2 protein-coding genes are annotated in these 15,559 nt (G+C 72.6%); both read left to right on the top strand.

What is annotated here, in order from left to right; translation table 11 throughout:
* The first annotated feature begins 4 nt into the window (after window positions 1–4).
* Complete coding sequence (locus tag FHR82_RS02000; RefSeq protein WP_184808477.1) at window positions 5–15,346, top strand: non-ribosomal peptide synthetase; 15,342 nt, start codon at window positions 5–7, stop codon at window positions 15,344–15,346.
* A complete protein-coding gene (locus tag FHR82_RS01995; protein ID WP_184808476.1) occupies window positions 15,343–15,546 on the top strand; it encodes an MbtH family protein in 204 nt (67 codons plus the stop codon). Before FHR82_RS02000 ends, FHR82_RS01995 begins: the two co-directional genes overlap by 4 nt.
* Window positions 15,547–15,559 lie beyond the last annotated feature (13 nt).

Raw genomic sequence — 15,559 nt, 5'->3', positions numbered from 1 at the left:
AATCATGGGGACAGGTCTGCCTCTGACCGGTGCGCAGGCCGGTGTCTGGTACGCCCAGCAGGCGGAACCGGACGGCACCGACTTCAACGTGGCGTTCGTCGTCGACCTGCGGGGCGCATCCGACGTGCCCCGCCTGGTCGCGGCGATCGAGCAGACCCTCGCCGAGGCGGAGGCGCTGCACGTCCGGTTCTCCACTGTGGACGGTGTGCCGCGGCAGACGGTGGTGCCGGCTCCGGTTTCCGTGCCGGTGCTGGACTTCCCGTCCGAGGACGCGGCCAGGGAGTGGATGCTCGCGGACCGGGCCCGCCCCATGGACCTCACGACCGGTCCCCTGTGCCACCACGCGGTCCTGCGGCTCGCCGACGACCACGTGTGGTGGTACCAGCGGTATCACCACACGGTCATCGACGGGTGGGGCAGTTCGCTGCTGGTCCGCCGGGTCGCGGCCCGCTACGCCGGCGCCGCGCCCGACACGGCCGACTGGTCGCTGGCGCGGCTGGTCGACGACGAGACCGCCTACCGGGAGGGCCCGGCGCACGAGGCCGACCGCGCGCACTGGCTCGCCCGGTTCGCGGACGCACCAGTCCCGGTGCGGCTGCTCGACCGGCCGGCGACGCCCGCGGAACGGTTGGTGCGCAGGGAGTTCAAACTCGACGCCGCGCCACTGCGGGCGGCCGCGGCCCTGGCGGGCACGAAGCCGTCGCGGCTGCTGGTCGCGGCGGCGTTCGGGTACGCGCACCGGGTCAGCGGCGAGCGGGACCTGGTGCTGGGCCTGCCGGTCGCCGGACGTGCCGCGTGGGACGTGCCGGGCATGACGTCGAACATCCTGCCGATGCGGGTGGCCGCCGACCCGCACGCGCCGGTGTCGGCGCTGCTCGCGGCGGTCGCCGACGAGGTCGTGGACACGGTGCGGCACGGCCGGTTCCGCGCGGAGGAGCTGGCGAGGGAACTCGGCCTGGAGGACGGTGTCGACGGGCTCGTCGGGCCGACGGTCAACGTGCTCAGCTTCATGCGCGACGTCGACTTCGGCTCGGCCCACGCCGAGTTCCGCGCCGTGTGGCCCGGTCCGGTGCACGACCTCGCGATCACCGTGCTGGAGAACGCGGACGGCGAGTCGTTCCTGTTCTGCGTCGAGGGGGACGCGGCCGTGTGCGGCGACGCGGAGTTGGCCACGCACGAACGCGGGCTGCTCGCGGTGCTCGACGCGCTGGTGTCCACTCCGGACACCCCGCTGCGGTCGATCCCGTTGTCACCGCTGCCGCTGGACTTCGGCACCGACCCGCGTGCCGCCGACGAGGTGACGTGGCCGGGTGCGTTCGAGCGGCAGGTGGCGCTCGCGCCGGACGCGGTGGCACTGGTGTGCGAGGACGTCACGCTGACGTACGCGGAGCTGAACGCGGCCGCGAACCGGTTGGCGCGCCTGCTGATCACGCGGGGCGTTGGGCGCGAGGACGTCGTCGGCGTGGCGCTGCCGAGGTCCGCGGACCTGGTGGTGGCGCTGCTCGCGGTGATGAAGACGGGTGCCGCGTACCTGCCGCTGGACATGGACCACCCGCTCGACCGCCTCGCGTACATGCTGGCCGACTCGTCCGCGCGCCTGGTCGTGACGACGGCCGATGCCGAGCTGCCGCCCTGCGAACGCGTGCTGCCGACCGACCTGTCCGGCCTCGACGCGTCCGATGTGGACGTCGAGATCCCGTTGGACGGCGCGGCGTACGTGATCTACACGTCCGGGTCGACCGGGAAGCCCAAGGGTGTCGTCGTGTCGCACGACGGGATCGGATCGCTCATCGCGACCGCCGTCGACCGCATCGGGGTGACCGCCGACAGCCGGGTCGCGCAGTTCGCGTCGGTCGGGTTCGACGTCACCGTGTGGGACCTCTGCATGTCGCTCGGCACCGGTGCGCGCGTGGTCGTGGTGCCCGAGCACCGGCGCGTGGCCGGGCCGGAGCTGACGGACTACCTGCACGACAACGGTGTCACGCACATGATCCTGCCGCCGTCGCTGGTGGCGGCGCTGCCGCCGGAGTGCACGCTGCCCGACGGCGCGGTACTCGTGGTCGGCACGGAGGCGGTACCCGCCGAGCTGGTGGCGCGGTGGTCGCCGACGCTGCGGGTGGTGGTCGCGTACGGGCTGACCGAGGCGACCGTGAACTCGACGCTGTGGCTCGCGAAGCCCGGCTGGAACGGGCCGGTGCCCATTGGCGGACCGGACCCGAACACGCGGCTGTACGTGCTGGACCCGGTCCTGTCGCCGGTCGGCGTCGGGGTGACGGGCGAGCTGTACGTCGGCGGGCGCGGGCTCGCGCGGGGGTACCTCGGGAAGCCGGGTATGACCGCGTCGCGGTTCGTGGCGGACCCGTTCGGCGAGCCCGGCGACCGCATGTACCGCACCGGCGACCGCGTGCGCTGGACGGCGGAGGGGAACCTCGAGTTCCTCGGGCGCACGGACAACCAGGTGAAGATCCGAGGGCACCGGATCGAGCCGGGCGAGATCGAGAGCGTGCTGCTGCGGCAGCCGGACGTGGCGCAGGCGGCGGTGCTGCTGCGGCACGACCACCGGAAGGCGCCGCGGCTCGTGGCGTACCTGTCCGGCGTGGACCTCGACACCGTGGTGGTGCGGGCGGCGGTGGCCGACGAGCTGCCAGAACACCTGGTGCCGTCGGTGATCATCACCATCGACGGCCCGTTGCCGTTGACCCCCAACGGAAAGCTCGACACGAAGGCGCTGCCGGAGCCGGACTGGGCCGGCCTCGCCGGGGCCGCCGCGCCGACCACGGAGACCGAGCGCACGCTGGCCGCGGTGTTCGCGGACGTGCTGCGGCTGCCCGAGGTCGGGGTGCGGGACAGCTTCTTCGCGCTGGGTGGCGACAGCATCGTCGCGATCCAGCTGGTGAGCCGGGCGCGGGCGGCCGGGCTCGCGCTGACCCCGAGGGACGTGTTCCGGCACCGCACGGTCGAGGCACTCGCGGCGGTCGCGACCCCGACGACGACGCGGGTGACCGACGTCGGCACCGGCGTCGTGCCCGCGACCCCGATCGTCCGGTGGCTGAGCGAGGTCGACGGGCCGATCGACGCGTACCACCAGTCGGCCGTGCTCCCGCTGCCGTCCACTGTGGACGCGGTGGCGGTGGTGCAGCGGCTGCTCGACCACCACGACCTGCTGCGTGCCCGCCTGACGTCCGGCTGGACCCTCGACGTGCCGCCCGCGGGCGCGGTCGAGGCGGTCGTCGACGAGGTCGGCGCGGACGCGTCGGTCGACGTGCGGGAACGGCTCGCCGCCACCCGGCTCGCGCCGCGCGAGGGCCGCATGGTGCGTGCGGTCCGCTTCCCCGACCGGCTCCTGCTCGTGGTCCACCACCTGGTGGTCGACGAGGTGTCGTGGCGGATCATCGCCGAGGACGTGGCCCGGCTGGCCGCCGGGGAGGACCCGGTGCCGGTGGCGACGTCGTTCCGCCGCTGGGCCACGGCGCTCGCCGAGGTGGACCGGTCGGCGGAGCTCCCCTTCTGGGAGCAGCAACTCGACGGTCCGGACCCGCTGATCGGCACCAGGCCGCCGGGACCTCAGGACACCGCCGCGACCGCACGGACGCACACGATCACGCTGCCGCCGCACGTGACGGCGCCACTCCTGTCGCGGGTACCGGCCGCGTTCCACGGCTCGGCCGACGACGTGCTGTTGACGGGTCTCGCGGTCGCGGTCGGCCTGTGGCGGGACGCGGACTCGGTGCTCGTCGAGCTGGCTGGTCACGGCCGGGAGGAGCACGTCGTCCCAGGTGCCGACCTGTCCCGCACGGTCGGCTGCTTCACGTCCGCCTTCCCCGTGCGGCTCGACCCCGGAACAGGTGACCTGGCGACCGCGGTCAGGCGGGTGAAGGAACAGCTGCGCGCCGTGCCGGACAACGGCATCGGCTACGGCCTGCTGCGACTGCCTGCCGGACGCCCGCAGATCCTCTTCCGGCACCCGGGTCGCGGTGCCGCGCCTGCCCTGCCGTCGGCGCACGCCCTGGCGATCGACGTCCACACCGACGCCGGCTCTTTCACCGCGACGCTGTCGTGGCCGGAAGGGGTGCTGTCGGAGGACGAGGTGCCGGCGCTCGCCGAGCTGTGGGCGGAAGCGTTGACCCGGTTGTCCGAACTCGACGGTGGCGGCCACACGCCGTCCGACTTCCCGCTGGTGCCGCTCACGCAGTCCGAAGTAGACGAGCTGGGCGTCCTCGACGACGTGTTGCCCGTCTCCCCGCTGCAGGCGGGGCTCTACTTCCACGAGCGGTTCGAGTCGGTCGACAACGACGTGTACGCGGTGCAGCAGTTGATCGAGCTGCACGAGCGGGTGGACCCGGCGGCCATGCGGCGGGCCGCGCAGGACGTGCTGGACCGGCACGCGCCGCTGCGGGCGGCGTTCCACCAGCTCACGGACGGCCGCCTGCTGCAGGTGATCCGGGACGGCGTCGCGGTGCCGTGGCGGGAGTCGGACGAGGACCCCCGCGCGGTGGCCGAGGCCGAGCGGTCGGTCCGGTTCGACCTGGCGACCGCGCCGATGCTGCGGGTCGCGCTGGTGCGCGGGCGATGGCTGGTGCTGACGATGCACCACATCGCGACCGACGGCTGGTCCGCGCCGATCCTGGTGCAGGAGCTCCTGGCGCGGTACCGGGGCGAGCAGCTGCCTCCGGTACCGCCGCTCCGGAACTACCACGAATGGCTGTCCGCACAGGACAGGCCGGCGTCGCTGGCCGCCTGGCGCGCGGTGCTGGACGGCGCGGAGCCCACGATGCTGGCGGCGGCCGGCGGCCCGCCCCGGCAGGAACGGCTGGAGCTGGAGCTCTCCCAGGACGAGATGACGGCCCGCGCACGGGAGCTGGGCGTCACGCTCGGCACGTGGCTGCAGACCGCGTGGGCCGTGGTGCTGGGCAGGCTGACCAGCCGCGAGGACGTCGTGTTCGGCACGACCGTGTCCGGCCGGTCGCCGGACCTGCCCGGCATCGAGTCGATGATCGGCTTGTTCGCGAACACGCTGCCCGTGCGCGTGCGGTGGCGGCCGGACGAGTCACTCGCCTCGGTGGCCAGGCGGACGCAGGCCGAGCAGTCGGAACTGTCCGCGCACCATCACGCGGGCCTGGCCGACCTGCAGAAGGGCACCGGCACGCTGTTCGACACGCTGCTGGTGTTCGAGAACATCCCACTCGACCCGCTTCCCGACCTGGCGTCGTGGGAGCACCTCGGCGTTGGCCACTACCCGCTCGCCGTGATCGTCGTGCCGGGTGACCGGCTGCGCATCCAGCTCGAGTTCGACGCGGCGAGGATCACGAACGTGGCGGCGATCGGCGCGCGACTGCTGGCCGCGCTCCAGGCCGACCCCGCCCGGCCGATCGCCGAGCTGTCCCTTGTGGACGAAGAGCCACTGGCAGGCCCCGCCCTGCCGGTGGCGGACGTCACCCTGGCCGACGCGTTCGCCCGGCAGGCCGCCGCCACCCCGGACGCCGTGGCCGTGATCGACGGCGACGCCCGGCTCACCTACGCAGAGCTGGACACGTGGACGCGGCAGGTCGCGGGCGGCATCGAGCCGCGCACCGTGGTCGCCGTGGAGATCTCCCGGTCCGCCGAGCAGGTGGTCGGCCTCCTCGGCGTGCTGCGGGCGGGTGCGGTCTACCTGCCCGTCGACCCCGGCTACCCGGCCGAGCGCCGCCGGTTCCTGCGTGCGGACTCCGGCGCCAGGACCGTCCTCACCGCCGCCGACATCCACGCGGCCCGCACCCGCCCGGCCCCCACGACGCACGCCCTGCCCGGGCCCGCCTACCTGATCTACACCTCGGGCTCGACCGGCAGGCCGAAAGGCGTGCTCGTCACCCACGCGGCACTGGTCACCCTGCTCACCTGGCTCCAGCGCACCTTCCCGCTCGACGACCGGGACCGGGTCCTGCACCACATCTCACCCAGCTTCGACCCGTCGCTCGCCGAGGTCTTCTGGCCCCTCACCCACGGCGCGACCCTCGTGGTCGCCGACGACCACCGCGACGCGGAAGCACTCGTGCGGGTGATCCGGGAGCACCGGGTCACGACGCTGGTCTCCGTGGCCCCCATACTGAACGCGCTCCTCGCGTCCGATGTGGACGGTCTGCGTTCCCTGCGCAGGGCGTTCAGCGGCGGCGAGGCCATGACCGGTGACCTCGCCGCGCGATGGCGCGAGGCAACCGGCACCGACCTGTACAACGTCTACGGCCCGACGGAAGCCACGGTCCTGGTCACGTCGTGGCTCGCGGAGGAGACCACCGGCCCGGTCCCGATCGGGCGGCCGGTCGCCGGCACGACGGCGTACGTGCTCGACCGCTACCTCAAGCCCGCGATTACGGGTGAGCTGTACCTCTCGGGTCCCCAGCTCGCACTCGGCTACCTCCACCGCCCCGGCACCACCGCGGAACGCTTCGTCGCGAACCCGTACGCGCCCGGCGAACGCATGTACCGCACCGGCGACCTCGTCCGCCGCGACGGCGACGTGCTCACCTACCTCGGCCGCACCGACCACCAGGTCAAGATCCGCGGCAACCGCGTCGAGCTGGGTGAGATCGAGGCGCGCCTGCGCGAACACGGCGAGGCGGCGGTCATCGTGGACAGCGACGGGCCGGGCACCCGTCTCCTGGCGTACGTCGTCACCGACGATCCCGCGTCCGTCCACACGGCGCTGAAGCGTGCCCTGCCCCCGGCGATGGTGCCCGACCAGGTCATCGCGCTCGACGCCCTTCCCCGCACCCCCAACGGGAAGCTCGACCGCGACCGGCTGCCCAGGCACGAAAGGACCACGCGGCAGGCGGGCACGAACGTCGAGCAGACCCTGTGCGACATCTTCGCGACGGTCCTCAAGCTCGACCGGGTCGGCCCGGACGAGGACTTCTTCACCCTCGGCGGCGACAGCATCCTGTCCATCACCGTGTCCTCGCACGCCCGCAAGGCCGGGCTCGACCTGAGCCCCAAGAACGTCTTCGAACACCGCACCCCGGCAGCGCTGGCGGCCGTCGCCGCGCCCGCCGAGTCCACACAGGACACCGACGGCGTGGGGACGGTGCCGCTCCTCCCGATCGTCCACCATCTCCGTGACCGCGGTGGCCCGATCGACCGGTTCACCCTGTCGATGGCCGTGCGAACCCCCGACGGCGCGACCGAGGAGCAGCTCACCCGCACGCTCCAGGCCGTGGTCGACCACCACGACGGCCTGCGCCAGAAGCTCACGAGACACGCGCCGGACGTGTGGTCCCTCGAAACCCTGCCGTCCGTCACCGTGCGGCTCACCAGGGACGTCGACGAGATCGACCTCGACCCCGAGTCGGGCCGGATGCTGCGGTTCGTGTGGCAGGAGGCCGACAACCGCCTGCTGATCGTCGCGCACCACCTGGTGGTCGACGGCGTCTCGTGGCGGATCCTGTTCGCCGACCTCGCGTCCGCGTGGGAAGGCGAACCGCTCGACCCCGTCCGCACGTCGCTGCGCCGCTTCGCCCGCCACGTCGCCGAGCAGGCGCACGAACCGCACCGGCTCGCCGAGCTGCCCCACTGGACCGAGACGCTCGCCCCCGGCGCGGAGCTGAAGCCCGGCGCCCGTCCCGGCCGGGTCCGCGATCTGCGCGCGCACGTGGTCGACCTGCCCGCTCCCGCCGCGATCGGCACGGACCTGCTGCTCGGTGCGCTGCGGATGGCGGTCACCCGCTGGCGTGGCGAAGCCGACCTGCTCGTCGACGTCGAACGCCACGGCAGAGAGGGTGCCCTCGACCTGTCGCGCACCGTCGGCTGGTTCACCAGCCTCCAGCCCGTCCGCGTCCCCGCCGCGGACACCCCGGCCGAACAGCTCCGGCTCGTCCGCGCCGCGCTCGCCACGGCGCCGGACAACGGCCTCGGGTACGGCATCCTGCGCTATCTCAACCCGCAGACCGCGCCACTGCTCGCGCAGCTGCCGCCCGCACAGGTGCTGCTCAACTACTTCGGCCGCTTCCCCTCCGCCCGCACCGAGGACTGGCTGCCCACGCCCGACGCCCCGACGTCGCTGCCGGACCCCGACATGGGGATGTCGCACGTCCTGGAGCTCAACGCGGTGTGCGCGGAGACCCCGGACGGGCCGCGCCTGCGGGCCACGTGGACGTGGACGCACGACCTGACCGAGGACGACGTCCACGCCATCGCCGCGTACTGGGAAGAGGCGCTGACCGCGCTGTCGGCTCCGTCCGACGAGGTCTGGCCGCTGTCCCCGCTGCAGGAGGGCCTGTACTTCCACGCCACCTACGACACGTCCGACCTCGACGTCTACACCGCCCAGAGCGCGCTGGACTTCGACCGGCGGATCGACCTCGACCGGCTCCGGGCCGCGTGCCGGACCCTGCTGGCCCGCAACGCGAGCCTGCGTGCCGGGTTCACCGGAGACGGCCAGGTCATCGCCGTCGCGCCGGAGCTGCCGATCACGGTGCACGAGGTCGCGACCCGCGACGAGGCCGCCGAGCTGACGGCCGCCGACCGCGCGGTCCGGTTCGACCTCACGCGACCACCGCTGTGCCGCATGCAGGTGTTCCGCTTCCCGGACGGCACCGACCGGCTCGTCACCATGCACCACCTGATCCTGTGGGACGGGTGGTCGCAGAGCCGGTTCCTCGAGCAGTTGCTGTCGCTGTACGAGCGGGGCGGCGACGACCGGGGGCTGCCGAAGCCGGGTTCGTACCGCGACTACCTCGACTGGCTGGCCGCACAGGACAAGGACGCGGCGAAGCAGGCGTGGCGGGACGCGCTCGCCGGGCTCGCGGAGCCCACACTCGTGGGCCGCGCCGACACGGCCATGCGCCCGGCCATCCCCCGCCGCCACCAGGACGAGGTGGACCGGTCACGGCTGCTGGCCGCGGCACGCGAGGCGGGGGTGACGCTGAACGCGCTGCTCAACGCGGCGTGGGCGTTGGTGCTGGCCGGGGCGACGGGCCGCGGCGACGTCGTGTTCGGCACGACGGTCGCGGGCAGGCCGACCGAGGTGCCGGACGTGGAGAGCACGCTCGGCCTGTTCCTCAACACCGTGCCGGTCCGGGTCGCGCTCGATCCACACGAGACGGTCGCGCAGCTGGTGCGCCGCATCCAGGACCAGCGGACCGCGCTGATGCCGCACGAGTACCTCGGCCTCGGCGAGCTGCAGCAGGAGTCCGGGCACACGCGGTTGTTCGACACGCTGTACGTGCTGCAGAACTTCATCGACGCCGACGCGTTCGCCGCGCTGTCGGACCGGTTCGGCGTCACCCCGGCGGGTGGCGTCGACGCCACGCACTACCCGCTCACGCTGGTCATCACGCCAGGCGAACGGCTGCTGGTGAAGCTCGAGTACCGGCCGGACGTGTTCGATGACGACACCGCGCGGGTGTTCCTCGACCGCTTCACGACGTTGCTCGACCGGCTCGCGGACGATCCACACGCGCCGGTCGGACGGCTGGACCTGTTGCTGCCGGGCGAACACGACACGCTCGCGGCCGAGTGGTCGGCGAACGAGCACCCCGTGCCGGACGACACCATCGCGGACCTGCTCGCGCAGCGCGCGGGAACGCAGCCGGACGAGCCCGCGCTGGTGTTCGGCGAGGAGACCCTCACCTACGCCGAGCTGGACGGCCGGGTCAACCAGCTCGCCCGCCACCTCCTCGCACGCGGGGCGATGCCGGAAACCGTGGTGGCGCTGGCACTTCCGCGCTCGACGGAGATGGTCGTCGCCCTGTTCGCGGTGTTGCGGACCGGTGCCGCGTACCTGCCGCTGGACCTGGACCACCCGGTCGACCGGCTGCGGATGATGGTCGAGGACACCGAGCCGGTCTGCCTGCTGTCGATGTCCACAGTGGACTCGACGCTGTCGGCGGGCGCGGTGCTGCTGGACGACCCGGAGATCCGGGCCGAGCTGGACACCACCCCCGACGACGAGATCACCGACGCCGAGCGGCCGCTGTTCGCGCACGGGCTGCCCGGCAGGCTGGAGCGCCCCGCGTACGTGATCTACACGTCCGGGTCGACCGGCAAGCCCAAGGGCGTGGTCACCCCGTACCGCGGCCTGACGAACATGCAGCTCAACCACCGCGCGGAGATCTTCGACCCGACGGTGTCGGCGGCGGGACGGCGGTTGCGGATCGCGCACACGGTGTCGTTCGCGTTCGACATGTCGTGGGAGGAGCTGCTGTGGCTCGTCGAGGGCCACGAGGTGCACGTGTGCGACGAGGAGCTGCGCCGCGACGCGGAAGCCCTGGTGGCGTACTGCGAACGGCACCGCATCGACGTCGTCAACGTGACCCCGACGTACGCGCAGCTGCTCTTCGAGGAGGGCCTGCTCGACGGGCACGTGCCGCCGCTGGTGCTGCTGGGTGGCGAGGCCGTGTCGGACGCCGTCTGGACCCGGCTACGCGACACCGACGGCACGTACGGCTACAACCTGTACGGGCCCACCGAGTACACGATCAACACACTCGGCGCGTCCACAGTGGATTCCCCGACACCGGTGGTCGGGAAACCGATCTGGAACACCCGCGGCTACGTGCTGGACGCGCGGCTGCGGCCGGTGCCACCTGGTACGCCCGGTGAGCTGTACATCGCGGGCATCGGCCTCGCGCGGGGTTACCACGCGCGGTCGGGGCTGACGGCGGAACGGTTCGTCGCCGACCCGTTCGGCGCGCCGGGCGATCGCATGTACCGCACCGGTGACCTGGTGCGCCGCCGCGAGGACGGCAACCTGGACTTCCTCGGCCGCACCGACGACCAGGTGAAGATCCGCGGCTACCGGGTCGAGCTGGGTGAGATCGAGGCGGCGCTGACCGACCATCCGGCCGTCACGCAGGCGGCGGTGATCGCGGTCGACCACGGCGCCACCAAACGGCTCCTTGCCTACGTGGTCGGGTCGCCGGACCTGCGGGACCACCTGAAGCAGCGGCTGCCCGACTACATGGTCCCGGCCGCGATCACCGCGGTCGACCACCTGCCGCTGACGGTCAACGGCAAGCTGGACGTGAAGGCGCTGCCGCAGCCGGACCTCGTGACCGCGTCGCACCGCGCGCCGAACACGCCCGCCGAGGAGGCGCTGTGCGCGTTGTTCGCCGACATCCTCGGGGTGCCGACGGTCGGCGCCGGTGACAACTTCTTCGAGCTGGGCGGGCATTCGCTGCTCGCGACCCGGCTGGTGAGCCGCGCGCGGTCCGCGCTGGACGTCGACTTGTCGATTCGTGACCTGTTCGAGGCGCCGACGGTCGCCGAGCTGGCCGCGCGGGTCGCGGGTGCGGCGGGGGCGACGCGGCCGCCGCTGCGCCCGGTGGAGCGGCCGGACGAGCTGCCGCTGTCCCACGCGCAGCAACGGTTGTGGGTGATCCAGCAGCTGGAGGGCACGTCGTCGGCGTACAACTTCCCGCTCGTGTTCCGGCTGCGTGGCCCGCTCGACCTGGCGGCGTGGACGGCCGCGTTCAGCGATGTCGTGGCCCGGCACGAGGCGCTGCGGACGGTGTTCGGCGAGCGGGACGGGCGCCCGTTCCAGCGCGTGCTGGCCGACGTGACGCCGCCGGTCGAGGTCGTCGAGTACACCGACGAGGTCGTGCGGGAGGCGGTCGACCGGCCGTTCGACCTGGCGGCCGAGCTGCCGCTGCGGGTGACGATCGCGCGGGTGTCCGACGTCGAGCACGTGATCGTCGTGCTGCTGCACCACATCACGACCGACGAGTGGTCCGACCGCCCGTTCCTGCGCGACCTGACCACGGCGTACGAGGCGCGGCGGCACGGCCACGCGCCGGACTGGGCGCCGCTGCCCGTGCAGTACGCGGACTACACGCTGTGGCAACGGGAACTGCTCGACGGGGTGGCGGACGACCAGCTCGGCTACTGGCAGCGCGCGCTCGACGGCGCGCCGCAGGAGCTGGAGCTGCCGACCGACCGGGGCCGCCCGGCGCGGCCGTCGTTCCGCGGCGCGGAAGAGGTCCTGACCGTCCCGGCCGAGACCGCAGACGCCCTGCGGGAGCTGTCGGCGCGGACCGGGGCGAGCATGTTCATGCTGCTCCACGCGGCCGTCGCGGCCCTGCTGCACCGGATGGGCGCCGGTACCGACATCCCGTTGGGTGCGCCGATCGCGGGCCGCGTGGACGACGCGCTCGACGACCTCGTCGGGTTCTTCGTGAACACGCTGGTGCTGCGGACGTCCGTGACCGGTTCGACCACGTTCGGTTCGCTGGTCGAGCAGGTGCGGGAGACCGACCTGGCCGCGTTCTCGCACGCGGACGTGCCGTTCGAGTCCGTGGTGGAACGCGTCAACCCGGCCCGTTCGGTCGCGCGGAACCCGTTGTTCCAGGTCATGGTCGGCTACCACACGGGCACGGACTGGCTGGACCTGCCGGACCTGGTCGTCGAGCCGGTGCCGTTCCGCATGACGACCGCGAAGTTCGACCTCGTCTTTTCCTTCGCCGAGTACATGGGCACGGGTCGGCTCGACTGCCGCCTGGAGTACGCGACCGACCTGTTCGACGCGGAAACCGTGGCACTGCTGGGCGAACGGCTCACCACGTTGCTGGCGGCGGTGACGGCGGACCCGTCGGCGCGGCTCGACAGCGTCGACCTGCTCACCGACGACGAGCGGCGGCAGGTGGTCGAGGGCTTCAACGCGACCGACCGTGAGGTACCCGCGCTGACGATGCCGGAGCTGTTCGCCCGCTGCGTGGCGGAGAAACCGGACGCCGACGCGGTGGTCGACGAGCGGGTGACGTGGACGTACGCACAGCTCGACACGCGCTCGAACCAGCTCGCGCGGCTGTTGCTTGCGCACGGGATCGGCGAGGGCGACGTGGTGGCGCTGGCCGTGCCGCGGTCGGCGGAGATGGTCGCGGCGGTGCTGGCGGTGGTGAAGCTGGGTGCCGCGTACCTGCCGCTGGATCTGTCCCACCCAGCGGACCGCCTCGCCTACATGCTGGACGACGCGTCAGCCCGGCTCGTGCTGGCGACCGAGTCGGTGAGCGGCAAGGTCCCCGAGTCCGAGGTGGTCCTGCTCGACGCCCCGGACGTGGTCCCCGCCGACGGCAGCCCGCTGGACACCGTACCGTTCGGTTTGGACACGACGGCGTACGTGATCTACACGTCCGGCTCGACGGGCCGCCCGAAGGGTGTGCTGGTGCCGCACGACGGCATCGCGTCGCTCGCCGCGACCGCGATCGACCGGATGGGGCTGAAGACCGACAGCCGGGTGCTGCAGTACGCGTCGGTGGGCTTCGACGTGGCGGTGTTCGAGCTGACCATGGCCGTGTGCGTGGGCGGCACGCTGGTGATCGCGCCGGACGAGGTCCGCACGGCGGGCCGCGAGCTGACGGACTTCCTGGCGGCGCAACGGATCACGCACCTGATCCTGCCGCCGTCGCTGGTGTCGGCGCTGCCGGAGGGCTGTGAGCTGCCGGCGGGCGCGACGATCCTGGTGGGCACGGAGACGGTGCCACCGGACCTGATCGCGCGGTTCGCGGGACGGCTGAACGTGCTGGCCGCGTACGGTCTCACCGAAGCGACGGTGAACTCGACGCTGTGGCCCGCGGCACCGGACTGGCCGGGCTCGGTGCCGATCGGTGTGCCGGACCCGAACACGCGGGTGTACGTGCTGGACGAGACGTTGCGGCCGGTGCCGCCGGGCGTGGTGGGCGAGCTGTACGTGACGGGCCGCGGCCTGGCGCGGGGATACCTGAACCGGGCTTCCCTGACGTCGGAACGGTTCGTGGCGTGCCCGTTCGGGCCGGCAGGCACCCGGATGTACCGCACGGGCGACCGGGCGCGATGGCGCCGCGACGGCAACCTGGACTTCTTCGGCCGGGTCGACGACCAGGTGAAGATCCGCGGCTTCCGCATCGAGCTGGGTGAGATCGAGGCCGTGCTGGCCGGCCACGCCGCGGTGCGGCAGGCGGCGGTGGTGACCGACAACGGGAGACTGGTCGGGTACGTGGTGCCGCGCGCGGACGTGCCGGACCTGCGCGCACACGCGGCACTGTTCCTGCCGGAACACATGGTCCCGTCGGCGATCGTGGCGCTCGACGGCCCGCTCCCGTTGACCCCCAACGGAAAGCTCGACCGCAAGGCGCTGCCCCCGGTGGACTGGACGGCGCTGATCGGCGACGACCGCCCGACAACGGCCGTCGAGCAGCGGCTGGCGAGCGTGTTCGCGGAGGTGCTGGACCTGCCGGGGGTCGGCGTGCACGACAACTTCTTCGCACTGGGCGGCCACTCGATGGTGGCGATGCGCCTGGTGGGTCGCGTACGCGCGGTGTTCGGCGTGGACGTGACGATCCGCGACATCTTCGACGCACCGACGGTGGTGGCACTGGCCGCCGTGCTCGGTGACGCGACCGCGGCCCGGCCGCCGCTGGTCGGCCGAGGCCTGTCCGGGGTGACCGCCCCGGTGCAGGCCCAGTGGCGCGACCGTCCGGGCGCCGACCACGTCTTCACGGTCCGCTGGCCATCTCATGACGCTCTGCGGGCGGCGTTGGCGGACGTGGTGGCACGTCATGAACCGTTGCGGGGCCCGGGTTTCCACGCTGAGTGGACGGAGGTCCTGACGCTGCGGATGAGTTACGCGGCGGTGGACGAGTGGTCGGTGGTCCCGCTGTTCCGGGACCTGCACACGGCGTACCAGGCGCGTCTCACCGGCGGCGAGCCGTCGTGGACGCCGCTGCCGGTGACGTACTCGGACTACGCGGCGTGGTCGGCGGAGCTGCTTTCTCCGGTGCGCGACCGCCAACTGGCCTTCTGGCAGGACCGGCTGTCCGATGTGGACTGGACGACGAAGTCCACCGATCCCGCGGCCGACTTGGTCCCGTTCACCCTGCCCCCGGAGCTGCACGCGGCGATCGACGCGCTGGCGACGCGGACGGGCACGAGCATGTTCATGGTCCTGCAGGCCGCGCTGGCGGCGGTGCTCGGCGGCGAGGTCCCGATCGGCACCCTGGTGGCAGGCCGCGACCACGAACAGCTCACGGACCTGGTGGGCTGCTTCTTCAACACGGTGGTCCTGCGCACGCGGGCCCGCGAGTCGTTCGAGGCCACCCTGGCGGAGATCCGCGAGAACAACCTGGACGCGCTGGACAACCAGAACCTGCCCTACTCGGAACTGGCGGACCGGGCCCCGGCGGTGATGCTGATCCACCACGAACAGGCATCGCTGGCGACCACGGACATCGAAGCGGTGCCGACCGGGACGTCGGCCTCGGAGTTGACACTGGCGTTCTACGAACCCCCGGCGGGCCACCCGGTCCACTGCTACCTGCACTACCGCACGGCGACACACGACCGGTCGGCGGTCGAGTCCATGGCAGCTCGGCTGCTCGAGATCCTGGAGGAGCACACCCGATGACGAACCCGTTCGAAGACGAGAACGGCCGGTACTACGTCCTGGTCAACGACGAGGACCAGCACTCGCTGTGGCCTGCGTTCGCCGAGGTTCCCGCGGGTTGGCGGGTCGTCTTCGGTGAGGACGCCCGCTCGGCCTGCTTGGCGTACGTGGAGGAGCACTGGACCGATCTGCGGCCTCTTTCTCTGCGCGCGGAGGCTTAGTTCCTTCACGGGG

It is taken from the genome of Actinophytocola algeriensis (assembly GCF_014203735.1).
Classification (GTDB): domain Bacteria; phylum Actinomycetota; class Actinomycetes; order Mycobacteriales; family Pseudonocardiaceae; genus Actinophytocola; species Actinophytocola algeriensis.
Note: the sequence above shows the minus strand (reverse complement) of the source record. Positions and strands in the feature narration are given on the sequence as shown.